The organism is Saccharothrix violaceirubra, assembly GCF_014203755.1.
In the GTDB taxonomy this organism is placed as follows: domain Bacteria; phylum Actinomycetota; class Actinomycetes; order Mycobacteriales; family Pseudonocardiaceae; genus Actinosynnema; species Actinosynnema violaceirubrum.
The window spans coordinates 4567278-4590591 of record NZ_JACHJS010000001.1 but is presented as its reverse complement, the minus strand read 5'-3'; the positions used below and the strand labels follow the sequence as shown (position 1 = coordinate 4590591).

The following is a 23314-nucleotide window of genomic DNA, read 5'->3' as shown; positions in this document are numbered from 1 at the left end:
GGCACACACGTCGGCGTCCGCGGCGATCCGTTTCGGTCGATCGGTGGCCAACTCGTCGGGGTCGACAGTGTCCGACTGCCGGGTGACCGACACCCACGTGGTCGGGTCATGGGGTGGCAGGATGATGCCGTGCCGGTGTGCCCGGCCCCGACGGGAGGCTGACTTCTGCCGGTCCGGTCTTGTCCTGCCGGTCGTTCTGCGTGGCGCCTGCCGTGCCGAAGTGCTGGACTGACTCGGGAATTCGACGGGCGGATACGTAAGGCCGAACATTCTTGTTCGGAATTCGCCGAGTCGCGAACAAGACGACAGCGGTGAGTCGATTCCTCGGGTATCGAAGAACGCTGTGGACGCACCGACAAAGTAGATCGCACGCGTCGGTCCGCCAAGGCTCGGCAGACGATCGGCGAGGCTGGGCCCACGATGAAACGTTCGCGGTCGGCGTTTCCGGCACTGGTGCGACAATGTGTGAGGAGTGATCGTGAAGAAAAAGCTCATGTGTGCAATGGCTATTTCGGGCGTGGTGTTGTCGTTGTTACCCGCGGCGGGGGTACCCGCGTTGGCGCAGGTGGCCTCGCCCGACCCGGTGATCGTCCAGGTCGTCGCGCACGAGGACGACGACATCCTGTTCATGAATCCGGACCTGCAGAACTCGGTCCGGGTGGGCCGACCGGTCAAGACGATCTTCGTCACCGCGGGTGAGAACGAATACGGACCCGGGGAGCACGGCACGCTACCCGGCCGCGACCGCTGCAAGCGCGGGGAGAACCTGGTCCGGGAAGAGTACGCGTACTGCCGCCAGCGCGGCGCCATGGCCGCGTACGCGCTGATGGCGGACCAGGCCGACGAGTGGGACCACGGAACCCTGTCGGTGGCCACCGGCGCGGGTCCGGTCGTCGTCGACCAGTACACGCTGCGTGGTCGGCCTGAGGTGGCGTTGGTTTTCCTGAACCTGCCCGAGTACGCGGACGTCCACGACGATGTCGCTCCGCCTGGCGGAGCGAGCTTGGTGCGCCTGTGGGAGCGCACCGCCAGTGCGAACACCGTGCTGACCTGGGGCACGTTGGCAGGCCGCTACACCTACGACCATGACCGGCTCGTCGACGTGCTGCGCGGCTTGTTCGACCACTACCTCCCGACCGTGATCCGGGTGCAGGACCCGGAGCCGGACCCGAGGTATAGGGGTGACCACGGCGACCACGTCCACACCGCCCGCTTCGCGGGCGAGGCAGCCAAGGCGCACACCGACGCCACCGGCCGCCAAGGTGTCGACCTGATCAACTACCGCGACTACAACATCTCCGACAGCCAGATGAACCTGTCGGGACATCCCGAACTCCCCGACGGCAGTCGTGGCCAGAAGGCGGCGACCTTCTTCGCGTACACCGGGTGGGACACCTTCACGGCGGAGAACGACTCGGGCTACCTGGCGTGGACCCAGCGCATGTACCACCGGTACCCGACCGGCACGACCTGGGTCGGTGCGAACGCCGACGGCCGGTTGCAGGCGTTCGCCGTGCTCAGCGGTCGTCTTGTCACCTGGTACCAGCGCGGTGACGGCGAGTTCGGCCCCGGTGAGGTGATGGTGACCCCCTGGCGGTTGCTGCCCGGCGTGACCGTCAACCGCAACGCGGACGGCAGGCTCCAGGTGTTCGCCCGCAGGGCCGACAACCACGAGATCGTGACCACCTGGCAGGTCTCGGTCAACGGCGTCTTCTCCCACCAGTGGGGATCGATGGGCAACCCCAACGCCGGGACGGACAGCGCGGCCCAGGTGGGCGCGCCCGTCTCGATCCTCGGTCCGGACGGTTTGTTGCGCCTCGCGGTGAAGAACGGTGGTGGCGGGGTCAGCCTGATCAGCCAGCAAATCGCCAACGGTGCGTGGAACACCGGCTGGGCGGACCTCGGCGGTGGTCCGGGCGTACAGGACCCGGTCGCACTGGCGATCGACCGGACGAACGGTGTCAACGTGTTCGCCTACGCCATCAACGGCACTGTCGGCGTCATCCAGCACTGGCGTGCCGCGGCCGGTCAGGACTACGCCCAGCAGCCGAACCTGGCGGGCTTCGAACCCTCAGGGCCGCCCGCCGTGGCACACAACAAGGACGGCAGGCTCGACGTGTTCTACCGCCTGGCGAGCAACAACGCCAACGACTTCGCGGGCATGGTCGGCCACACCTGGCAGCGAAGCGACGAGTCCTTCAGCCCGACCGGCGAGCAGATCGGCGGACACGGCGGTGTCGGCGCGGTCGCGGTCAGCGAAGCGCCCGGCCCCTGGGCGGATTCCGCGCAGATCCCGGACGCCCGCATCCTGGTCTTCACCGGGAACGGGGGCAGCGGCCAGAGCATGACCAGGCAGAACGAGCCCGACCAGGGCTACACGGGATCCTGGGACGACCTCGGCTCGGCCCACATCGCCCAACCCGCGGCCGGTGTCGACCGCAACGGGTGCGTGTACTCGTTCGCGATGACCGACGCGGGCAGCCTGACCGTGCGCAACCAGACCACCTGCACCGGCGCCGCGCCACTCGACCGCTACCGCGAGATCGAGTAGCCGCGGGCTCCGCCCCTCGCCGCAGCCTGGCGACTCGGGCGTTGACCGCAGCGGACCTGGCGAAGCTCCTGGCAGATGACTCCTCGATCAAGAGCGAGTCATCGCCAGGGGCTTCGCGCTTGTGCCCGATCGCGGTCGTCTGTCCGCCGTGGACGATTCGTCACGGGCACCGGGTCGACGACGCGCTCGCGCGACTCGCGGACGCGGCCCGCATCCGCGACGCCAAGGGCAGATGGCTGGAGGGAAGACCCCGAGTACGCGGGGACGAGGCCGACAACGAGGGGTACCGGCTATCGGAGGCGGGCTACCGGGAGCGCAGCGCGCTGCGCAGGCGTGCGTGCTCCTCGGTGTCGATCTCGCCCCGCGCGAGGCGTTCGTCCACGATGCGGGCGGCCGAGCCACCCCGTTGCGAGCGCACCAGGACGACGGCCACCACCGCGATGACGATGACCAGCAACACCGACAGCCCGATCACCGGCAGCATTCCCCATCCGTAGCCGTCGCCGCAGTACCAGCGCATGACAACCTCCTCGGTGCCGGTGGTCGCGGGCCCACGTCGGGCCTGCTCCGGTGGGACGCACACGACCGGACGGGCCGCGGCCACGGGACCAGCGTCCACCCGCGCGCCCACGGCACAGCAGAGGCGTTCGTCACCGGAGTGCGGGGCCGGGTAACCGGCCCGGGCCTTTGCCATCGCCTCCATCACCGCCGCGGCGATCTGCGCCGGCCGTACCCTGCTCACCCCGTCGGTCATGGTCACCGCACTGGGTATGCCGTTCGGTCCCACGGTCACGCTCACCGCGCCACCGGCGGCCGACGCGGTGATGCAGATCCGCTCGACCTCGTGCCGCACCGACTCGTACCGGGCGGACTTCTCCTCCGCGTCGCGCTCCCACTCGTCCACCAAGCGCTGCACGTTGGCCAACGGATCAGTCATCGGCTCCCCTGTGACAAGGGTCTGCCGCACGAGTAGGTGACAGGTGTAGTCACGCAGCCTGACTGGCTGACGTGGTCATGATTGCTTCGTGTTCGACAGGGGCCAACCTGCCGAGGGCAGCCTGGCGTCTGCGGCGGTGGTAGGTGCGTTCGATCCAGGTGACGATCGCGATCCGCAGTTCCTCGCGGGTGGACCAGGTGCGCCGGTCGAGAACATTGTTCCGCGGCAACGCGAAGAAGCTCTCCATGGCCGCGTTGTCGCCCGCGGCACCCACCCGGCCCATCGACCCGGCCAGGCCGTGGCGAGCGAGCGCGCGGACGGATTTCCTTGATCGAAATTGCGAGCCGCGGTCGGTGTGCACTACGCAGTCGGCGACGTCGCCGCGGCGGGCAAGGGCGTTGGCGAGCGCGGTGACCGCGAGCCGGGACTTCATCCGGGAGTCGATGGAGTAGCCCACGATCCGGTTGGAATGGACGTCCTTGACCGCGCGGAGATACAGCTTTCCCGCTGTGGTGCGATGTCCGGTGATATCGGCCGGCCACACGCGGTTGGGCGCGGCGGCGGTGAAGTCACGCTGGACGAGGTCGTCGTGGACCGGTGGGCCGGTCTTCTTGCCGTCGCGGCCGCGGTTCCTGCCGAACGCGCTCCACCAGCCCATCGACGAGCAGATCCGCCACGCGGTCCGACCGGCCGGCGTCGCGGGCCTCGTCGGCCGGGAACCGGTAGCCGAACTCCGGGTCGTCGCGGTGCGCGTCGAACAACGCGTTCGCCCGATATGCCTGGTCTCCCGGGGATGGGGCTTGGGCACAGCGACATCCTCCCAGCTCACCATCACGGCAAGCCGACTCGGATGTCACCACTCCGTGCGGCAGACCCTGGCGGTGAACCCTCTGCCGTCTTCGGCGTGGCGAGGACGCGCACCCGGCCCTGTGAACGGCCGGGTCCGCGGCGGCCGGGGGTCCCGTCCGTCACGCCCGCAGGCCATGCGCCCGGAACCGCGTACGCACCCGCTCCACCAGCCCGCCGTCCGGTGTCGGCGTGTCCGCGAGGGCGAACGGCAGGCCCATCGCGGCGTACTTCGGCGCACCCATCTTGTGGAACGGCAGCACGTCCACGCGTTCGACTCCCTCCAAAGCGGACACGAACGACGCGACGTCCTCGACCTCGGCGTCCCCGTCGTCAGGCCGGGCACGAGCCCGAACCTGATCCACATCGGCTTGCCCAGGTCCGCCAGCCGCCGGGCGAACCGGAGCATGGGTTCCACGCCGCCGCCGGTGACGTGCCGGTACGTCCGCGCGCTCCTCGACGGCGGTCATCGGGTCAGCACGACCTTCAAGGCGCCCGTCTCCCCGGCCCGCGTGAACACGTCGTAGGCGAGATCCATCTCGTCCAGGGCGAAGTGGTGGGTGGCGAACCCCGTCGCCTCCAACCGGCCTGCCGCGAGCATCCGCAGCAGCATGGGCGTCGAGTAGGTGTCGACCAGGCCGGTGGTGATCGTCGCGTTCCTGATCCACAGCCGTTCCAGGTGCAGCGTCGCGGGCCGGCCGTGCACGCCGACGTTCGCGACCCGGCCGCCGGGCCGGATCAGGCGCGCGCACAGCTCGAAGGTCTCCGGCACGCCGACCGCCTCGATCGCCAGGTCCGCGCCGAGCCCGCCGGTCAGGTCGGCGACCAGGTCGTCCACGTCCTCGTCGGCGTGCACGGTCACGTCCGCGCCGAACCGCTTCGCCGCCTCCAGCCGGGGTTTGGCCAGGTCGACGGCCACGATCAGGCCGGGGCTGAACAGCCGCGCGGTCTCGATCGCCGCCAGCCCGATCGGACCCGCGCCGACCACCACCACGGCCTGTCCCGGCCGCACCCGGCCGTTGAGCACCCCCACCTCGTAGGCGGTGGGCAGGATGTCCGAGAGCATCACCGCGTCGCCGTCGGTGACCTCGTCCGGCAGCCTGTGGGTGGAGAAGTCGGCGAACGGCACGCGCACGTACTCGGCGTGCGTGCCGTCGACCAGGTGGCCCAGCAGCCAGCCGCCGCCGCCCCGGCATTGCCCGGACGCTCCCGTGCGGCAGTACTCGCACCGGCCGCAGCCGCTGATGCACGACACCAGCACCCGGTCGCCCGGCTTGATCGACGTGACGGCCGCGCCCACGCTCTCGACCACGCCGACCGCCTCGTGCCCGAGCACCCGGCCGGGCTCCACCTCGGGCACGTCGCCGTTGAGGATGTGCAGGTCCGTCCCGCAGATCGTGGCCGCGGTGACCCGCACGACCGCGTCGGTCGGCGCGACCACCACCGGGTCGGGCACGTCCTCCCACGACCGGCGGTTCGGGCCCCGGAACACCATCGCCTTCATGTGTCCTCCTCGTTCGCTCCATCCCGACCCTGCTCCGGGCAGACCGTGCGGAGCAGGGCCGTCGGGCTTCGGGAACGCACGACGAAGGTCCCTGCCGGACCGGGTCGTCCGCCGCTGGGCGGGCGGCGTGCCGGCGGGCACCGTGGGAGGCGGCAGGAAGGCGGTCCACCATGACCCGGGCACTGGTCGTCCACGAGTCCCTGTTCGGCAACACCCGCGCGGTCGCCGAGGCGGTCGGCGCGGTCCTGGACGCGCGGGTCGTCGCGGTCTCCGACGCCCCCGACGTCCTGCCCGACGACGTCGACCTGCTCGTCGTCGGCGCGCCCACCCACGCCTTCGGCCTGAGCCGACCGGCCACCCGCGAGTCCGCCGACGCCCCGACGACCCCTGTCCGGGGCATCCGCGAATGGCTCGCCGCCCTCTCCCCACCCGGCCACCTCGTGACCGCCCACGCGTTCGACACCCGCATGGCCACCCGGTGGCCCACCGGATCGGCGGCCAAGGCCGTCACCCGGAAGCTGCGCGCCCTGCGGTTCACCGTCCCGCGCAGACCCGCGTCCTTCCGCGTCACCGGGACCACCGGACCGCTCCTGGACGGCGAACTCGACCGCGCGACCGCCTGGGCGCGGACGATCCTCGCGGAGACGTCGACGCGACCGCGGTGACGACGCCGACGGTGCGGCCACACCCGCCCTCGGCGGACCCGCCCGTGCCCACCGACCACGAGGTCCGGTGGACGCCGGGTCGCTCCGCTCGGACCTCGTCGCGCCGACCCGGCCCGCGCCGATGTTCGGGCGTCGGCAGTCCTCCTGGTACTACCGTTTCCGACGTTTCCTCCGACGCCGTCCCGGTCTGTCGCCACGCGTCCTGCCGACGACGCCACCGGTCCCCTCGCGCGCGATCCACCCCGGACCTTCGGCGGCGACCGACTCCCGGATGTGCGGTGCGCTTTCGATGCCCGAACCTCCCACGGCGAGGCACAGGAGTTCGGCCTGGCTCTCGGCGTCGGCGTCGGGCGGGCCCTGGAAGGTCTCGGCCAGCGCCGAGATCGGATGACAGTCCACAAGGGACAGGGCGAATCTCCGGCGCCGCAACCGCTGCCGGTCGAACGGGGCCGATGCGCCGGCACCGGGGTCCTCGCCGTCCGCCGCCCTCCGGATGCCTTCCTCCTCCACCCGGGCCGAGGCGAGTGCCTCGTAGCGAAACGACCTGAGTTGCTCGTCGTGCGCGACGCCGTCGAGGAAGTAGGCGCTGTCCAGTTCGAGCCACCGCCCCATCTCCACGTCTTCCGGGTGGTACGCCAACACCGCGCGCCACCGCTCGAACTCCGCTTGTTCGGCCGGGTGGAGTTCCTGTGCCTCGTCGCGGGCGATGGCCGCCGCCCTGGGCGCGACCGACCGCGCGACGAACCAAGCGCAGCCGCCGCACAACAGCACCACGAGGCCGACGGTGGCAGTCGTCACCCCGCCGCCGAAGCGGAGTGTGACGTTCTTCGGCACGGTGAGCGCCGGCCGGTACGCGAAGAAGTCCCCACGGTGCCAATGCCCGGCGACCTGTCGAACGTGCCACCGGATCAGCCGGCGGAACTCGTTCGACGCCGGCGGCGCGGGCTGGGCGGGCACACCGTGTTCCCGGCCGGCCTTCGCCATCCGGGCGTCGAGCAGTCCCCGTTCCGGCGCGGCTCCGAACACGAGCCACCCACCACCGACGAGCAGCGGCAGCGCGAGCCACGTCGTCGACAGGTCGTGCCCGATCCCCATCGCCACCAGCCCCGACAACGCCGCGACGGCCGCCACCGCCGGCTGCCACATCCCGGGCACCTCGGCCACGCCCCAATCCAGCAGCCTGGGGGCGGCGGGTTCGGGCTCGAAGAACTTCCACGCGCGCCGCTCGCGACCGGCCTCCATCCGCTGTCCGGCGACCAGTCTGGCGTTGGCCACGTGCAGCGCGTCCTGGAGCACGCCGCCCACGATCCGCTCGACGTTCAGCATGATCTCCAGCCGGGTCTTCTCGTCCAGGGATTCCAGCCGGTCGAGCACCCGGTCGACCGCCGACGCCTCTTCGGCCAGCCGGGGCATTCCGGCCTTGAGCCGGTTGATCGCCACGGTGATCCGCTCCTGCCGGTTCTCGCCATCGGACAGCCGGTAGGTCGCTTGCCCGTTGTGGAAAATGGTCGTTCCGTTGTCGACCCGTTCCGCTGGCCGACCCATGCCTGCCCGGAAGCCGAGTTGGTGTTGTCGATGTTCACCGACCCCGCCCGTCCAGGACGACGCCGATCTGCTGACCCATCCGCGCGCGGCCCTTGGCGACGTTGGTGTTGCGGATGCCGGGCAGTTCGGGGCGTGGGCGCGTGGACTCGGTGGCGTGGCCCTCGCTGACGTGCAGCGCGGCCGTGAGGGCGAGCGCGTACGCCGCGGCGTTGGCGGCGGCGATCTCCCGGGAGCCTTGGCGGTCGGCCCGTTCCTTGTCCCCGTCGGCGTGGTCGCTGATGCCGCGGACCGTGGCGATCAGGGCACCGCGGTTGGCGTGGGCCGCGCTCGCGAATCCGGCGCTCGCCATCTCGACCGCGGTCGCGTCGTCGTAGTGCCGGTCGATCTGCCGGGCCGGCGGCGAGGTGCGGGAGTCGAGCACGACCTCGCCCGACGCGATCGGTGCGAGGTACGCGCGCGGTGCGGGCGCCCGGCCCTCGTCCGACAACAGGCCGTGCCAGTGCGCGGGCTTGATCCGCCGCGCTACCTGCTCGACCACGTGCGGCACCTCCCACGACTGCGGCCGGGCGCGGAAACCGTCGTCCTGGCCGCGACCGCCGTGTACGGCGTAGGTCTTGGACGCCGCGACGACATCGCCCAGTTCCAAGTGGTCCTTCAACCCGCCCGCGATGCCCACGAACACCGTGGAGGACGGCGAGTACATCGCGAGTGCGCGTTCGGTCAAGGTGCCCGGCCTGAGGTTGCCCATCCCGGTGCACCCCACGGCGATCGAGAATCCCGGGCACGACGGCGATCGGCCCACGTCGAACACCGTCCCGTTCCCGTGGGAACGGGTCTCCACGTCGACCAGGTGCGCGAGCACGGCGTCCCGCTCGCACTCCGGCGCGGTCAGGAACGCTTTCATCGATCCGTCGACATCGGTCACGGCCACTACCGCTTCCCTCGGTTCCAAGGACGGTCGACCGGGCGTCGCGGACGCGGCCCGGTCGGGTGCGGTGGAGGCCCCGAACCTCCCGGAGCACGTGTGGTGGGCACGGCTCCCCGGGGATCGTGAACGCCCCGACCTCGTCGAGGGGCGCGACCGGCACACTAGCTTAGTGTCAGCCTGACATCAAATCGGGAACGTGGTGGAGTAGAGCCAATTGTCCCGATGACCAGAAGGGGTGGTTCGGGAGGTCGCGCGCATCGCCCGACGTGACGGTCCGGCGCGGTGGCGGGAGTGGTGGACAGGCCCGGTCGGGACCGCGGTCTTCCGTGCCGAGGTGATCGCCGCTTCGACGACCGTCGTCGTGCTGCCGCTGCTCCGCGCCTGTCGCGCCGGGGCACGAGCCGACCGGAAGCCGGCCGCGTGTCGGGTCGGCGCGGGAAGCCGGGGCACGTCCGGGATCTCGGCCGTGGGCATGCTTCTTGCCGGCTCGGGTACCGCCGCGCACAAGAGTCGCCCTCCCACCAGGCGTGGGCCCCGGTGGGAGGGCGACGGTCAGAATGCGGTGACGACGGCGCCGGCCGGGCCACCGGGCGGGCGGCGCCCGTGCCGTTCCGGCGGAACAGGCCCGTGGCGTTGGTGCCGAACAGGCCCGCCTCGCCGGTCGACGCCTCCGCGCCGGTGGCGGTGCGGCCGGTGTTCGGGTCGATGGCGGTGCGGGTGTTGCCGGCGGCCGGCAGGGCGTCGCCCGACCCGTGGACGCGCCGGCGGGACCGCCGACCCGCTCCCATCGCTCACCCCGTCCGGTCCACCGCATCACGACCGAACCGTCCGGGGTCGGGCGTACAGGTCCGTGGCGGTGACCACGACCGTCCGGGTCGGTCCGTCCACCCCGGGGGTGCCGTGTTCGTGCAACGGATTACTTGGCGATGCGCCGCCCCGGCCGATGTCGCCCGCGTGCCGGAGACATCCGGCACGGTCGGCTCGGGGGACCGAGGCGTGTCAGAGGCGCCAGAGCACGGCCCGCTCCCCGCGAGGCGAGGAGGAGTTGCCGGCGATGGTGCCCTTCGAGTTGATGGCCCGGGTCCAACTCTCCTTGCCGCCGGGCAGTGCGCCGAGGGGGACGAGCGTGCCGTCCGGGGTCCAGTAGACGGCGTGGTGTTCCCGCACGATCGTCGACACGACGTGCGTCGAGGCGCCGACGGTGACGTTGCGGTCGTCGATGTCCGCCACGCTGCCTACCTGGTCGCCCGGCAGGCGGGGGAGGGTGGTGGCGGTTCCGTCCGGTGTCCAGCGGGTCGGCTGCCAGTAGGGCGGGTTCCCGATGCCTCCGGCCACGGCGCCCGCCGCGGTGAGCGTGGCCAGTTGTCCGTACGGGCCGAGGTCGACCACGGTGCCGTCCGGGTTCAGCTTGACGCAGCGGAAGCCCGGCGACCAGCCGGCGACGGCTCCCGCGTTGTTGATGAGGAAGGGGTAACCCACCCGGTCCTGGATTTCGACGTACGTGCCGTCCGGCTTCCACAGCAGGGTCAGCCTGGGCTTGCCGGGGCCCTCGGCGTTCCCGACGACGACCTTGTCGTCGTTGATGGCCCCGCCCGAGCTCCTGTCGTAGCCGCTGGGCACCGGGAGGGTGGTGGCCTTGCCGTCAGGTGACCACAGCGCCACGCGGGCGGGGCTGCCCTGCCGCCACGACTGGCCCAGCACGGTGCCGTCCGCAGTGACGTCCGTCGCCCTGCTGGCGGTGTCACCGGGCAAGGGAGCGAGAACCTTGACGGTGCCGTCCGGGGCCCACCTCAGGCCACGATCCGTCGGCCCGGAGGCCACGGCGTCGGTGGAGTTGCCGATGATGACGCCCGAGTCGTTGAGGTCGACGACGACATGGCTGGAATTGGTGTCGCCGGGAGGGATGGGCAGGGCGCTGATGACGCCGGCGGCGTTCCACTTCACCGGGCGGTAGGTGCTGGTGGCGTCGCCCGGTGCCCGCCGCCACCTTGAGTACCCGATGACGGTGTCAGCGTTGTTCAGCGTGGTGACGCCGCTGCCGTCGTCACCGGGCAAGGTGCCGAGGTCGATGATGGCGGGCGGGTCCGCGGCCGCCTCCGCCACCCCGGTCGGCACCGTGGTCAGCATCGTGATCAGGGCGACGCCCAGACAGGCTCTCAGTGCTTTTCCCATGTCACACCTTTTCGTGGAACGAGTGGATCCGACGGAACAGGTGGGCGGTTCGGACGTTACCGAAACAACGCGGTGTTATTCGATCGACCGAAGAGACCAAGGGATGCCGCCGGTCCGTCTTTCCGGCGCGATGCCGGTCGCGCGGTGATTGTGGGACGTCGGGTGCGGAAACCGACCGGGTCGGTTGGAGTCGCCCGGCGGGGCGGACGACCCCATGGGGCGTGGGACCGGGTGGTGGTCGGTGCCGGGCGGCGGCTTTCGCGGCTCGCTCGATCTCGCTGTGCCGGGCTGCCCAGTATTCCTTGTCGTGTCGCGTGTCCTGGTAGTCGGCTGCGGTTCCCGTGACGCCGTCGAGTTGTTCGCGGAGGATGTCTGAGGTTGTCCCAAGGCCGGGTAGTCAAGGATTTCCGTGCTCCTGCAGGGAAGTCGGCGACCATGTCGTGGCGGCGTAGAGTCCGGGGCCGATCTTGTGGACGAGTCCGCTGTCGGCCCACCGGGAAAGCTGTCTGTCCATGGTGTCGAGGGTGATGTCGCCGAAGTGGACCGCGATGTCACGGGGGCGCCAGAGACGGGTTGAATCTTCCTGTAACAGGACCAGAATCCGGTGCCTGCGACGTTCGGCCGGGGTGATACTGCGGTCGTCCCGGGAAGCCGCGGGCAGCGCGGGCTGTGCATCCGGCGGTTCCAGGACGCCGGTGTCGAGGGCGGTGACGGTGCGGCTTCGGTCGGGTCTGCCGTCGTCGCGGCGTTCGCCGTAGCGGGAGATCGGGGATCCGACCTTGCGGGGTGCTCACCCGTGGGCGTCGGGGCGGAAGGAGTGCGGCCAGGACCCGACGCGCGATGACCGCGGACTTTTCGTTGCCGTCGATGATGATTCCGGTCGCCTGGACGACCTGGTCGCGGGCGGCGGGCAGGGCGGTGTTGAACCCGCAGCGGCCGGGATCGGTGCCGGGTCGGGATTCCGCGGCGTCGACCATGACGGTGCGCAGGAGTTGGCAAAGACCGAGCAGGGACCACATCTCCTGCTCGAGGCCGGCCGGGTGGCGGTGGGCGTCGGTGAGGGTCGTGACCAGACGGTAACGCGGCGGGGCACGGGTGGGCGACGAGGTTCTGAGCTGTCTGGAGGACGCGGCGGAGGCGTCAAAGGGCGCGGGAAAACGGGGCGGGAGCCGTCCGTCGTAGACGATCCGGGGGTTCCGGACCCACAACGGGAGCAGCGGCGGCGGGTCCGGCGGCGACGCCGGGCGCGGCTGAAGGCGACGTTGCTCGGACGTTCGCGCGGCGGTTTGACCAGCAAGGTCCATCGCGCCTCCGACCCGCGGTGCCGCCCGCCGGCCTTCGTCCTGACCGAGGGGCAGGCCGCGGACGGTCCCCGGTTCGTCCCGGTCCTGGAAGGGATCGAGGTTCGCGGGCCGTTCGGCCGTCCGCGTACCCGGCCGGGCGCGATCGCCGCGGACAAGGCCGACTCCAGCCGTGCCAACCGCGCCCACCTGCGCAACGCGGCATCAGGGCGGTCATCCCGGAGAAGGCCGACCAGGCCGCCGACCGCAAGAGGAAGGGCCGCCGGGGCGGGCGGCCCGTCTCTCACGACGCCGTGCTCTACACAGGACGCGACACCGTCGAACGCTGCATCGACAAGATCAAGACATGGCGCGGGCTTGCCACTCGTTACGACAAGAAGCCGGAGCGCTGCCTTGCCGGTCTCCATCTACGCGGAGCGCTGATCTGGATACGCAGCCTTCGCCCCACCGCATGATCACAACTCCAGACACGCCGGTTCTTCCGCGCTCTCCGGTGAGCGCAGGTAGGCAAGCGCCAGGTCGGTCGTCTCGGCGGCCCAGTCGGTCCACGTCCCGTCGTCGGGCCAGAACCGGCAGCTGGCGGCGCGGTGCACGCAAGAGCCGATGATCGTCCGGGAGACCATCCGGACGGCCGTCTCGCGGTCGGACCGCCGGATCTCCCCCTGACAGGGCCCGACGGCGTCCACGAAGGCCCGCTGGATCGCGGCCAGCGCCTGGAGGCCGCGATCGCGCCCGTCGGTGCGCTGGCCGTCGAGCAGCTCGGGAAAGATCCGGTGGTGGCCCGCGAAGGTATGGGCCAGGGTCCGGGTGAACGCGCCGACAACCCCGGCCAGGCCCGGCGCGGGCGACCGGAGCGCCTGGCCGACACCGTCCTCCAGCAGCCCCAGCATGCGGTCCTTCACGGCGTAGAGGAGCTGGTCCTTGCCCGAGAACCGACGGTAGATCGCACCGACCGACATGCCCGCCCGGTCGGCGACGGCGGCGACGGTGAACTCCTCGATGCCCTGATCGGCCAGCACGTGCTCGGCTGCGGCCAACACCTTGTGCAGAGTCTCCCGACTGCGAGCCTGCTGTGGTGGGCGAAAGCCCTCGTCGACAGTTCGCCCGCGCACCGATCGCACGTTACCTCCCGACAGCGGGCCGCATGGGCCCGCCCCTCGATCGACGGGTCCCGCGACCCGCCTTAATGCGAATGATAACTTCTATTCGCATCCAGTGAAGTCGACCAGCGAGGACGGTGCGTTGCATGGCGAGCATCGAAGTACAGGGCGCCTACGTCGATTTCCCGATCTTCGACGCCAAGTCCAGGTCACTCAAGAAACAGGTGCTCGGCAAGGTCGGCGGCAAGATCGGCACGGACGCCCGGGTCCCGATCGTCGAAGCCCTGCGGGACATCACCCTGTCCCTGAAGGAGGGCGATCGGGTCGCTCTGGTAGGCCACAACGGGGCCGGCAAGTCCACCCTCCTGCGCCTGTTGTCAGGTATTTACGAACCGACCCGGGGCAGTGCGCGGATCGTGGGTCGGGTCTCGCCCGTGTTCGACCTCGGTATCGGCCTCGACCCCGAGGTCTCGGGATACGAGAACGTCATGATCCGGGGCCTGTTCCTCGGCATGAGCCGCAGGCAGATGCGGCAGCGGATCGACGACATCGCGGAGTTCACCGAACTCGGCGACTACCTGGAGCTGCCCCTGCGGACCTACTCCGCCGGCATGCGGGTACGCCTCGCGATCGGCGTGGTGACCACGATCGACCCCGAGATCCTCATCCTCGACGAGGGCCTCGGCGCGGTGGACGCGTCGTTCATCGCCAAGGCACGCCGACGCCTGGTCGACCTGGCCCGGCGCTCCGGCCTGCTCGTGTTCGCCTCGCACGTCGACGACCTGCTGCGAGAGCTGTGCACCACCGGAATCTGGATGGACGAGGGCCGGATGATCATGCACGGCGCGCTCGACGAGGTCCTGGCGGCGTACAAGGGCCGGTCCCGCTCCGACGACGACCGGAAACCGGTCGAGGCGACGGTCGTCGGCGGCGGCTGACGGCTCCGATACCCGGCGCGACCGCCGCAGCCATGCGGATGAAATCGCCGACCGCGCCCCCACCCCGACAGCGAAGCCCCGCACGGCGGTCCCCGGGCCCCGACAGCCCTCCCCGGCGCGGGTTCCGGCCGTGCGCACCCGGGAAAGCCCGGCGATCCGACCGACAGGAGAACCCCTCATGACCGGGGAAGTCGACCCTGGTCGTCCGCGCGAGCACCGAAATGGCGGCCGGCGGTGAGGCCGTGATGGTGGTCGCTCAGACCAACGCGCAGGTCGACGACCTGATCGACCGGATGGCCCGACATGCGCCCAGGTCGTGACGAGCAGATCGAGAAACCGAGAGCGGCCTTGGTCGAGGAGTTGAGCGTGCTCGTGGAGCGCGCCTCGGTGGTACTTACCGCGCTGAACCGCGAGGGGATTCCCGGACGAGGCACGGAGCCCACGCTCGCGGACGACTCGGCGTGGGCCAGTGACACGGTCGTGGCGGTCGCGTCCGCTCTCGAAGCGTGCCTCCAGCAGGCGGACGCCTGCCAGGCCGAGGTCGCGGAACTGCGACAACAGATCACGTTCGTGTACGCAGGCGTCGAGGTCTTTGACGAGGATCACCTCGAGACGCTCGTCCGGAGCACGAACGTCAAGGTCGAGACCGCCAGACGCGAGTGCCGGGAGGCGGAACGGGCTCTTCCCGTCTGCCAGGAACTCGACGCCCGGCTCGCCGCGGCGCGTCCGGTGGTGGAGGGGCTCCACGAGCCCGTGAAGCTGCTCGCGGACGGGAAGTTCGTCGACAGCGTCGTGCGGCGCCGGCAGGGAACCCCGCTCGGCACGGCAAGCCAGATCTTCGAGTCCATGACGGACGGCCGGTTCGGCTTCGCCGCGAAGTTCAAGATCGTCGACACGACCACCGGGCAGGTCCGCGACGTCAAGACGCTGTCCGGCGGCGAGACGTTCCTGGCCAGCCTGGCGCTCGCGTTGGCGCTTGTGGGGGTCACGTCGCGAGGCGCAGGTCGCGTCGAAGCGCTCTTCTTGGACGAGGGGTTCGGGACTCTCGACACGAACGCGCTCCATCAGGCGCTGAGCGAGTCGCATCGCAACGCGGGCGACGGCCGCTTGGTGGCGGTGATCAGTCACATGCGAGACGTGGCGGACAATTTCGAGAACATCCTCATGGTCGAGAAAACACCCAGGGGCAGCAATGCGAAGTGGCTGTCTCCGGAGCAGCGCGACGAACTGATGGCGGACGACCTGGCTTCGGGACTGAGGTCCTGAGCTGCCGGGGCTCGTCGTGCGCCAAGCCCCTGACATCGCGACGCCGTGGCTCGCCAGAGGTGGTGAGGTTCTGGCCTGCTGCGGCTGCTACCACCGAAGCAGTCGAGACGTAGCAGTCCTGTATTGCATGCGAAAGCAGGCGCAGCGATCGCGGCGAACCGAGGTCAATGCGGTGGGACTCCGGTTCCGCGAGGGCATGATCGGAACCAACCCGTGCCGGAAGCTGCGGATCACCTTCGACCCCCGACCCGAACGCCCGCACGCCACCACCGACGAGGTCGACGCGCTGGCGGCAAGAATGGAACCGGACGACGGCCTGCTGACGACCACCGCCGCCTACACGGGCATGCGGTGGGGTGAGCTGGCCGGGCTGCAGTGGACGAGGACCCGTCTCGACGACAACCCGCGCATCCGCGTGGACCCGGAGTTCGGTGCCCTGCACGAGGTCCGCGGGCGGGAACTGGAACTCAGCCCGCCCAGGACAGCCGCCAGCGCCCGCCTGGTGCACCTGCCGCCGTTCCTGGCCGAGGAGCTGAGGGCGCATCGCGAACGCAACCCCGACTCCCGGTTCGTGTTCCCCGGAGCGCGGGGCGCCTTGCGGCGCCGGTCCAACTTCCGGCAGCGCGTCTGGCTCTCGGCCCTGGCCGGCGACGAGACCCGGGGGTGGGCGCCGCTGAACCGGGAGATGCACTTCCACGATCTGCGTCACACCCACGAGACCTGGCTCATCGAGGAGGGGGTGCCGCGGGTGTTGCGGCTGGAGCGCCTGGGGCACAAGCGCAAGGACGTCGACGACGACTACTCGCACGTGACCGACGTCATGATCGCCAGGATGCTGAAGGCCCTGCAACACCGATGGGAGACCGACGGCGGGTGGCGGTGGAACCAGCGCGAAGAGCACCCGGACGCGGTGTGACCACTTCGGTATCGGAAATGTGGTCTCGATGCCGTGCTCCCCATTTGCTCCCACGACAACGCAAACGGCCCGCCGATGAGATCATCGACGAGCCGTCTGACCAGTGAAAACACACTGTGGGCGATACTGGGATCGAACCAGTGACCTCTTCGGTGTGAACTATGGCATGCAAACCGCGCTGACCTGCGAAAACGGCACTCTTGCAGGTCGGCGCGGGCCTATTCAGGTCCATTGAGGACCGTTCCGGCACGTTCAACACGCGGGGCTGCTCCCAATCTGCTCCCACACCGTGCTCCCAAGGCTCATCGGCTTTGTCTCGTGTGAGGCCAGCAGGACCTGGGATCTCGACATCGGAGACAATAGACAAGATCCGATGGGACGATGTTGACCAGGGGGCTCGATGACTGCACATCCTGCGGCGAACGCGCTTGGCGAATTCTGGGCGACGCGAGCGTCGCGAATGCGGTTGTGGACCGCGCCGGAACCAGCTGGCGGGCGAGCTGGCGAGCGGCAGGAGGAAGCGCTGGTGAGCCTCATCGAAAGCGAGCTCGTCCGTGCGGGCCTGGATCGATCGACTATCCGCAGGGACGAGCCTGTAGCGCTCCCCGGCGCCTACAACCCTGCCCCTCGGAGGTGGGATCTGGTCGTCGTCGAGGACGGGATTCCCGTTGCCGCTGTGGGCTTCAGGGCCGCCACCGGCCCATCCTTCGGCAACAACTTCAACAACCGGGTCGAGCAGATTCTCGGAGACGCTGTGAACCTCGGCCGCCCCTATGAGCCTGAAGCATTGACGGGTTTCAAGCCCTGCTTGGCACTCTGCTTCGTGCTTGAGGACTGCGAGAGCTCGGCAGGCCCCATCCAGACCCGACGCGGGCACTTCGCGGATGATTTCGGCTTCCCCGAGGGGGCCTCCTACAAGGACAGGTACGGCATCTTCTTCGAGCGGCTCGTCCAAGACGGCAGGTATGACGCGATCTGCTACCTGGCGTCCACGCCATCGGACCAGCCTTCCGTAAGCGAGCCGCGCGACGAGATGGGCTTCGGTCGATTCGCCCAGTCGATCGCAGATCGAGTCGTGGAGATCAGGAAGCTGAGAGAGGACAGTGCTCTCGACCCTGTCGAGTTCGGGCGGGAGTTGGCGAAACGCGACGACCTCGGCAAGGTAATCCTCGGTATCACCTCCACACCGCGGGGCCTGTCCGCAGCTGAAGCCGCCGTCATCGAGCATCGGCGGCAGCTTGTGGCGCGGCTACGCGAACTGGCCTTGGCTGACCATGTCACCGAGACCAAGATGCATAACGCCTTGGGAACCAGCTATTGGGTTTTCGGCGGCCAGTACGTCGGCATCGCTGCCAGGCGCACGCTGATGCCGTTGGACCAGTACGACATCCCACTGGTTTGCGCGGACCGAAGCTTGCATATCGTGGAACTCAAAGGGCCAGACTGCAAGGTCGTCCGCAAACATCGAAACCACCTCATCGTGGCCGATGAGGTACACGAGGCAGTCAGCCAGTGCATCAACTACCTTCGCTCCCTCGACGACATGGGAACGACCCTCCAGACGGTTCATCACAACGAACTGGGGCTCGACTACGACTACCGACGTGCGAAGGGGACCGTCGTAATCGGCCACCAAGATCGAGCGTGTCCCGCTGGTGTCACCAGAGAACAGGTCAACCAGACGCTTCGCTCCTACAACGCACACCTCAGCCGCGTCCAAGTCCTCACTTACGACGACCTGCTCGACAGCGCGGAGCGGGCGCTGAATTTCGAGGTCAGCGAGACAAGGCCTTCTTGACAATACGTGGTTGGTGCCCGCGCCAGTTGATCACCTGGGCTATGACAAGCACGATCCCGCTGGTCGCGGGACGGGCAACTCGCGCAATGGCATCCGCTCCAAGACCGTGCTCACCGATGTGGGGCCGGTGGAGATCGACGTGCCGCGTGACCGCAACGCCGAGTTCGAGCCGAGGATCGTGGCCAAGCGGCAGAAGCGCCTCACCGGCGTCGACGAGATGGTCATCTCGCTGTCCGCCAAGGGTCTGACCACCGGCGAGATCAGCGCGCACCTGGCCGAGGTCTGCGGTGCCGAGGTCTCCCGGCAGACCATCTCCACGATCACCGACAAGGTGGTCGAATGGCAGGACCGGCCTCTGGACGTCGTCTATCCGGTGATCTTCATCGACGCCGTGCACGTCAAGATCCGTGGCGGGCAGGTCGCCAACCGACCGGTCTACATGGCGATGGCCGTGACCGTCGAGGGGCACCGCGACTTCCTCGGACTGTGGGCCGGCGACGGCGGCCAGGGCGCCAAGTACTGGTTGCACGTGCTTACCGAGCTGCGCAACCGCGGTGTCGCCGACGTGCTCATGGTGGTCTGCGACGGGCTGACCGGACTGCCCGACGCGGTCACCACGGTCTGGCCGCGCACGGTCGTGCAGACCTGCGTTGTCCACCTGCTGCGCAACAGCTTCCGCTACGCCGCACGTCAGCACTGGGACGCCGTCGCCAAGGCCCTCAAGCCCGTCTGCACCGCACCCACCGAGGCCGCCGCGAGGGAGCGGTTCGCCGAGTTCGTCGACGCCTGGGGCGCCCGCTATCCGGCGATCGTGCGGTTGTGGGACAACGCCTGGGCCGAGTTCGTGCCGTTCCTCGCGTTCGACACCGAGATCCGACGGATCGTCTGCTCCACGAACGCGATCGAGTCGGTCAACGCCCGCATCCGCCGTGCGGTCAAGGCCCGGGGCCACTTCCCCAACGAACAGGCCGCGCTCAAGTGTGTCTACATGGCGGTCGTGAGTCTCGATCCGACCCGCACCGGACGCAAACGCTGGACCATGCGCTGGAAACCCGCCCTGAACCCTCTTGGTCAGACTTACGTGAGACACCCTGTGTGAGGGTGGGTTCATGATCGAGGGCGGGATCGGAGATCCTGATGACCGTGTCCTCGCCATCCGACAAGCAGTCCCGGCCCTCCCGCGACGACCAGGCCGACCCGGCGCCACGTCCGTCGCGCCGGGTGTTCACCCCGGACTACAAACTGGCCGTGGTCACCGAGTACGAGAACGCCCCCGCCGGGGAGAAGGGAGCGATCCTGCGGCGCGAGGGCCTCTACTCCTCCCACATCATCGAATGGACCCGGGCACGCGACGCGGGACGCCTGACCGGCCAGGCGGCCGAACCCGGCGCCCAGACGAAACCGGCGAGGAAATCCGCCGAACAAGTCGAACTGGAGAGACTGCGCCGCCAGAACGAGAAACTCGCCTCCGATCTCGCGAAGACCCGAATGGCACTGGACATCATGGGAAAAGCACACGCGCTCTTGGAGGAACTGTCCGGGAGCGCGGAGGACGACACGCCGCCTCGCAAATCCTGACGACCGCGTTCACCGAACTGCGCGCGGCCGGTCTCTCGGTGAAGAAATCATGCGCGCTGACCGGGACCTCCCGGGCGACGCACTACCGGCACCTCAACCCGACAGGCCCGATCCACGGGCCACGGCCGGCGCGGACACCCCCACCCCAGGCCCTGGACGCCGACGAGCGCGCCCGGGTGCTGGAGGTGCTGACGTCACCGGCCTACCGGGATCTGGCGATCCCGCAGGTGTGGGCGCGCGAACTGGACGAGGGCCGCTACTGGTGCTCGATCTCGACGATGTACCGGATCGCCCGCGCCCAGGGCCAGGTCCGCGAACGCCGCCGGATCGCCACCCACCCGCCGCGGACCCGGCCCGAGCTGTCCGCCCGCGGCCCGGGCGAGGTGTGGTCCTGGGACATCACCGCGTTGAAAGGACCGGTCAAAGGCGTCTGGTACAAGTGCTACGTCGTGCTGGACATCTTCTCCCGCTACGTCACCGGCTGGCTGGTCGCCGCCGCCGAGGACGCCGTCCTGGCGAAGGACTTCCTCGCCGAGGCCATCGCCCGCAACGGCACCGAACCGCACACGATCCACGCCGACAGAGGCGGCGCCATGGTGTCCAAACCGGTCTCCGAACTCCTGACCGACCTCGGCGTCCTGCGTTCGCATTCCCGCCCCCGCACCTCGAACGACAACCCCTATTCCGAAGCGCAGTTCAAGACCCTGAAGTACATGCCCGACTTCCCCGACCGGTTCGGCTCCCTCGCCGACGCCCGCCTGTTCTGCGAAGGATTCTTCCTGGCCTACAACCACGAGCACCGCCACTCCGGCATCGGCATGCACACCCCGGCCTCGGTGCACTTCGGCACCGCCGGACGGATCCGCGATCAACGCCAGGCCACTCTCGACCGCGCCCACGCCCGACACCCGGAGCGATTCGCCCGCCGACCCCGCCCACCCGCGCTGCCCGAGGTGGCCTGGATCAACCAACCCCTCGACCAACCACAACCGGCCCCATAGACACAACGTGTCTCACTTGACTTGACAACTACCGGAACGCCTTCGAGATCGCCTTCGACGGCCGCCGGACGCAAGTAGCCCTTCACAACCAGAGTTACACCGCTCGTTTGGCTCTGGCCCGTAGTCGGTGGTGACGCTGGGTGTCTGTCAGGGTAGGAGGATGCGGTGGCGGAGGAGGTCGAATCCGGCGCGCCCGTGCATCTGTCTCATGATCCTTTTGGTGCGGGTGTTGACGCCTTCGGTGCGGCCGTTGTGGCAGGGCAGGGTCACGGCAGCGTCCACAGCGGACCGGTCGATCCCCAGACCGTTGGTGAGACCGCGCAAGTACGGTAAGTCGACGGCGCGGGCCTCCGCGATCCACTCGGTAAGTTTCGCGTCGTTGCCCGCGGCCGGCTTCAGCAGGACGGCGAAACCGCGCACCAGGCTGGCGAGTGTGGTCATCTCCGGGCAGGCCGCGGTGATCTTTTCCAATAACTCCGTGTCTTTCGGGCGCAGGTTCTCGGGTTTGGCGAGTAGAAGACAGCTTGCGTGGCGGGTGGTGGTGACGGGGCGCTCGCCTTCGGCGCGGCCCTGGTCGAGGTAGCGGACCAGCAGGTTGGCGCTGCCGGTGTAGCCCAAGTCGCGGATCTCGGCGAGCAGGCGGGTGACCGGGATCGCGGGGTCGGCGGCGCGACGGGCGCGTAGATGCTCGCGGTAGGGGTCGACCAGCGTCGGACGGTAGCTGGGGGCGATGCGCGTGGTGTGGGGTTCGGGCATGCGGGCGTAGCGTTTGACGGTGTCGAGGGCAACGCCCAGGCGCCGTGTGCAGTCGAGCAGGCCGACACCTTGATCGAGCAGCTCGTGGACCTTGTCCCGGCGTTCGCGGACGGTCTGCTCGTGAACCCCGCCGGGGCGGGGCGGGTTGACCGTGGCCCGACACCCGGCGTGCGCGCGGACCTCGAGCAGCACCTTGTCGCAGAGGTTGCGCCACAAGTGAGCTTCCCCCGGTAGCCCGGAGTCTTTCCAGACATGGTCCGATAGGGCCTGAAGGGAGTCGTCCGTGGCACCACCGAAGAAGTACCCCGACGAGTTGAGGGCTCGTGCTGTCCGGTTGTACCGGGAGTCGGATCCCAAGCCGGTGATCCGGCGTCTGGCCGAGCAGCTGGGCGTGCACCCGGAGGCGTTGCGGAACTGGATCCGGCAGGACGAGGCCGACCACGGCGAACGTGGCGACCGGCCCACGACCACCGAGTCCGAGGAGCTGCGCCGGCTGCGAAAGGAGAACGCGGAACTCAAGCGCGCCAACGAGATCCTGAAGACCGCGTCCGCGTTTTTCGCGGCCGAACTCGACCCGACCCGGCGACGGTCGTGAAGCTCGTCGAGCAGCTTCGCGGCCGCTTCGGGGTCGAGTTCGTCCTCCGGGTCCTCGGTGTCGCTTCCTCCACCTACCACGGCTGGGTGGCCCGGCAGGTCAACCCGTCCCGCCGCGAACACGAGGACGAGGCGATCACCGCCGAGATCGTCGACATCCACACCGCCTCGGGCGGGACCTACGGCAGTCCGCGGGTTCACCGGGTGCTGCGTCGTCGGTGCATCCGCGTGTCGCGCAAGCGGGTCGAGCGGCTGATGCGCCAGGCCGGCCTGCAGGGCGCCTTCCTGCGCAAACAGTGGCGCGCCCCGTCGACGAGGCAGGATCCACGAGCGGCACCGGCGCCCGATCGGGTGAACCGGGACTTCACCGCGCCCGCGCCGGACCGGTTGTGGGTGGCCGATGCCACCCGGATCCGCACCGGAGAGGGCGTCTTCTGGCTCGCGGCCGTCCGTGACGCGTTCTCCAACCGGATCGTGGGCTGGAAGACCAGCGACCGCTGCGACACCGACCTCGTGCTCGGCGCCCTGGAGTACGCGATCTGGTCCCGCGACGTGCGCGACGGACAGCTGATCCACCACGGCGACCGCGGGTCGACCTACACGGCCTTCCGTTTCGCGGAACGGTTGGCGGACAACGGAATCCTGCCCTCGATGGGGTCGGTCGGCGACTCCTACGACAACGCCCTGATGGAGAATTTCTTCTCCACGCTCAAGATCGAGCTGGTCTACCGCCGCTCCTGGCGCACCCGCGACGAGGCCGAGAACGAGCTGTTCCGCTATATCGACGGGTTCTACAACACCGAACGCATCCAGAAGGACCTCGGCTGGCTCAGTCCCGACGAGTACGAAGCCGCTTGGCACGCCACCCAGGCCGAACCGACTACCATCCCGGCATCACCGACCCGATCCAGGTAACAA

The 23314-nt window shown here is 69.4% G+C and carries 17 protein-coding genes and 3 pseudogenes; 11 read left to right on the top strand and 9 right to left on the bottom strand.

Annotation, left to right across the window (positions count from 1 at the left end; translation table 11 throughout):
• Positions 1–478 precede the first annotated feature (478 nt).
• Positions 479–2551, top strand: a complete 2073-nt coding sequence (locus F4559_RS21130; protein WP_312865744.1) for a DUF8189 domain-containing protein — start codon at positions 479–481, stop codon at positions 2549–2551.
• A gap of 304 nt (positions 2552–2855) precedes the next feature.
• Here F4559_RS21130 and F4559_RS35370 read toward each other — a convergent pair whose 3' ends face one another.
• The 4 genes and pseudogenes from F4559_RS35370 to F4559_RS21110 all read right to left on the bottom strand — a co-directional run bounded on the left by F4559_RS35370 (position 2856) and on the right by F4559_RS21110 (position 5838).
• The gene (locus F4559_RS35370; RefSeq protein WP_246445290.1) at positions 2856–3488 is read right to left on the bottom strand and encodes a YbaB/EbfC family nucleoid-associated protein; all 633 of its coding nucleotides are present in this window, start codon (positions 3486–3488) and stop codon (positions 2856–2858) included.
• A gap of 49 nt (positions 3489–3537) precedes the next feature.
• Positions 3538–4273, bottom strand: a pseudogene (locus tag F4559_RS21120) (IS3 family transposase); the annotation flags it as partial.
• A gap of 183 nt (positions 4274–4456) precedes the next feature.
• Positions 4457–4699: a radical SAM protein gene (locus F4559_RS21115; protein WP_184671230.1), complete on the bottom strand. Its 243-nt coding sequence runs from the start codon at positions 4697–4699 to the stop codon at positions 4457–4459.
• 101 nt (positions 4700–4800) lie between these two features.
• Positions 4801–5838, bottom strand: a complete 1038-nt coding sequence (locus F4559_RS21110) for an alcohol dehydrogenase catalytic domain-containing protein (protein WP_184671228.1) — start codon at positions 5836–5838, stop codon at positions 4801–4803.
• 170 nt (positions 5839–6008) lie between these two features.
• Here F4559_RS21110 and F4559_RS21105 point away from each other — a divergent pair, with 170 nt between their 5' ends.
• Positions 6009–6503, top strand: coding sequence for a flavodoxin family protein (locus F4559_RS21105; protein ID WP_184671226.1), 495 nt, complete (start codon positions 6009–6011; stop codon positions 6501–6503).
• Positions 6504–6653: 150 nt separating this feature from the next.
• Here F4559_RS21105 and F4559_RS21100 read toward each other — a convergent pair whose 3' ends face one another.
• The 3 genes from F4559_RS21100 to F4559_RS21090 form a co-directional block, all read right to left on the bottom strand.
• Positions 6654–8048, bottom strand: a complete 1395-nt coding sequence (locus F4559_RS21100) for a hypothetical protein (RefSeq protein WP_184671223.1) — start codon at positions 8046–8048, stop codon at positions 6654–6656.
• A gap of 34 nt (positions 8049–8082) precedes the next feature.
• Positions 8083–8973: a 5'-methylthioadenosine/S-adenosylhomocysteine nucleosidase family protein gene (locus tag F4559_RS21095; RefSeq protein ID WP_184671221.1), complete on the bottom strand. Its 891-nt coding sequence runs from the start codon at positions 8971–8973 to the stop codon at positions 8083–8085.
• 1002 nt (positions 8974–9975) lie between these two features.
• Positions 9976–11148, bottom strand: a complete 1173-nt coding sequence (locus tag F4559_RS21090; protein ID WP_184671219.1) for a hypothetical protein — start codon at positions 11146–11148, stop codon at positions 9976–9978.
• Positions 11149–12234: 1086 nt separating this feature from the next.
• Here F4559_RS21090 and F4559_RS35365 point away from each other — a divergent pair.
• Positions 12235–12904 (top strand): annotated as a pseudogene (locus tag F4559_RS35365) (IS5 family transposase); the annotation flags it as partial.
• On the opposite strand, the gene F4559_RS21080 reads toward F4559_RS35365, so the two are convergent.
• Entirely contained in the window at positions 12905–13489 is a 585-nt protein-coding gene (locus tag F4559_RS21080; RefSeq protein ID WP_312865743.1) for a TetR/AcrR family transcriptional regulator, read from the bottom strand.
• 206 nt (positions 13490–13695) lie between these two features.
• Here F4559_RS21080 and wzt point away from each other — a divergent pair, with 206 nt between their 5' ends.
• From wzt to F4559_RS21040, 6 genes and pseudogenes are all read left to right on the top strand, one after another.
• Positions 13696–14487, top strand: coding sequence for a galactan export ABC transporter ATP-binding subunit Wzt/RfbE (gene wzt, locus F4559_RS21075; protein ID WP_184671213.1), 792 nt, complete (start codon positions 13696–13698; stop codon positions 14485–14487).
• Positions 14488–14853: 366 nt separating this feature from the next.
• Positions 14854–15753 carry an SbcC/MukB-like Walker B domain-containing protein gene (locus tag F4559_RS36480; protein ID WP_221447323.1) on the top strand — a complete coding sequence of 300 codons (900 nt, stop codon included), beginning with the start codon at positions 14854–14856 and terminating at the stop codon, positions 15751–15753.
• Positions 15754–15925: 172 nt separating this feature from the next.
• Positions 15926–16669: a tyrosine-type recombinase/integrase gene (locus tag F4559_RS21065; protein WP_184671209.1), complete on the top strand. Its 744-nt coding sequence runs from the start codon at positions 15926–15928 to the stop codon at positions 16667–16669.
• A 400-nt stretch (positions 16670–17069) separates the two neighbouring features.
• Positions 17070–18467 carry a Shedu anti-phage system protein SduA domain-containing protein gene (locus F4559_RS35355; RefSeq protein ID WP_312865742.1) on the top strand — a complete coding sequence of 466 codons (1398 nt, stop codon included), beginning with the start codon at positions 17070–17072 and terminating at the stop codon, positions 18465–18467.
• 28 nt (positions 18468–18495) lie between these two features.
• Positions 18496–19566, top strand: a pseudogene (locus F4559_RS21050) (IS256 family transposase); the annotation flags it as partial.
• Positions 19567–19604: 38 nt separating this feature from the next.
• A protein-coding gene (locus tag F4559_RS21040) for an IS3 family transposase (protein ID WP_246445289.1) occupies positions 19605–21046 on the top strand; the annotation gives its coding sequence in 2 pieces (ribosomal slippage) (positions 19605–20004 and positions 20004–21046; 1443 coding nt in all).
• 147 nt (positions 21047–21193) lie between these two features.
• On the opposite strand, the gene F4559_RS21035 is transcribed toward F4559_RS21040, so the two are convergent.
• Entirely contained in the window at positions 21194–22018 is an 825-nt protein-coding gene (locus F4559_RS21035; RefSeq protein ID WP_184671207.1) for a transposase, read from the bottom strand.
• A 67-nt stretch (positions 22019–22085) separates the two neighbouring features.
• On the opposite strand from F4559_RS21035, the gene F4559_RS36475 reads away from it, so the two are divergent.
• Together F4559_RS36475 and F4559_RS35350 are read left to right on the top strand one after the other, a co-directional pair.
• Positions 22086–22397 (top strand): transposase, encoded by a 312-nt coding sequence (locus F4559_RS36475; RefSeq protein WP_184671205.1) that lies wholly within the window; start codon positions 22086–22088, stop codon positions 22395–22397.
• A complete protein-coding gene (locus tag F4559_RS35350) occupies positions 22394–23311 on the top strand; it encodes an IS3 family transposase (protein ID WP_312865741.1) in 918 nt (305 codons plus the stop codon). Before F4559_RS36475 ends, F4559_RS35350 begins: the two co-directional genes overlap by 4 nt.
• The last annotated feature ends 3 nt before the right edge of the window (positions 23312–23314 follow it).

Excerpts from the sequence above, each read along its gene's own strand:
- F4559_RS21105 (WP_184671226.1), top strand. The coding sequence starts at position 6,009 with ATGACCCGGGCACTGGTCGTCCACGAGTCCCTGTTCGGCAACACCCGC.
- F4559_RS21100 (WP_184671223.1), bottom strand. The coding sequence starts at position 8,048 with ATGGGTCGGCCAGCGGAACGGGTCGACAACGGAACGACCATTTTCCAC.
- F4559_RS21110 (WP_184671228.1), bottom strand. The coding sequence starts at position 5,838 with ATGAAGGCGATGGTGTTCCGGGGCCCGAACCGCCGGTCGTGGGAGGAC.
- F4559_RS35370 (WP_246445290.1), bottom strand. The coding sequence starts at position 3,488 with ATGACTGATCCGTTGGCCAACGTGCAGCGCTTGGTGGACGAGTGGGAG.
- wzt (WP_184671213.1), top strand. The coding sequence starts at position 13,696 with ATGGCGAGCATCGAAGTACAGGGCGCCTACGTCGATTTCCCGATCTTC.
- F4559_RS35355 (WP_312865742.1), top strand. The coding sequence starts at position 17,070 with ATGACTGCACATCCTGCGGCGAACGCGCTTGGCGAATTCTGGGCGACG.
- F4559_RS21090 (WP_184671219.1), bottom strand. The coding sequence starts at position 11,148 with ATGGGAAAAGCACTGAGAGCCTGTCTGGGCGTCGCCCTGATCACGATG.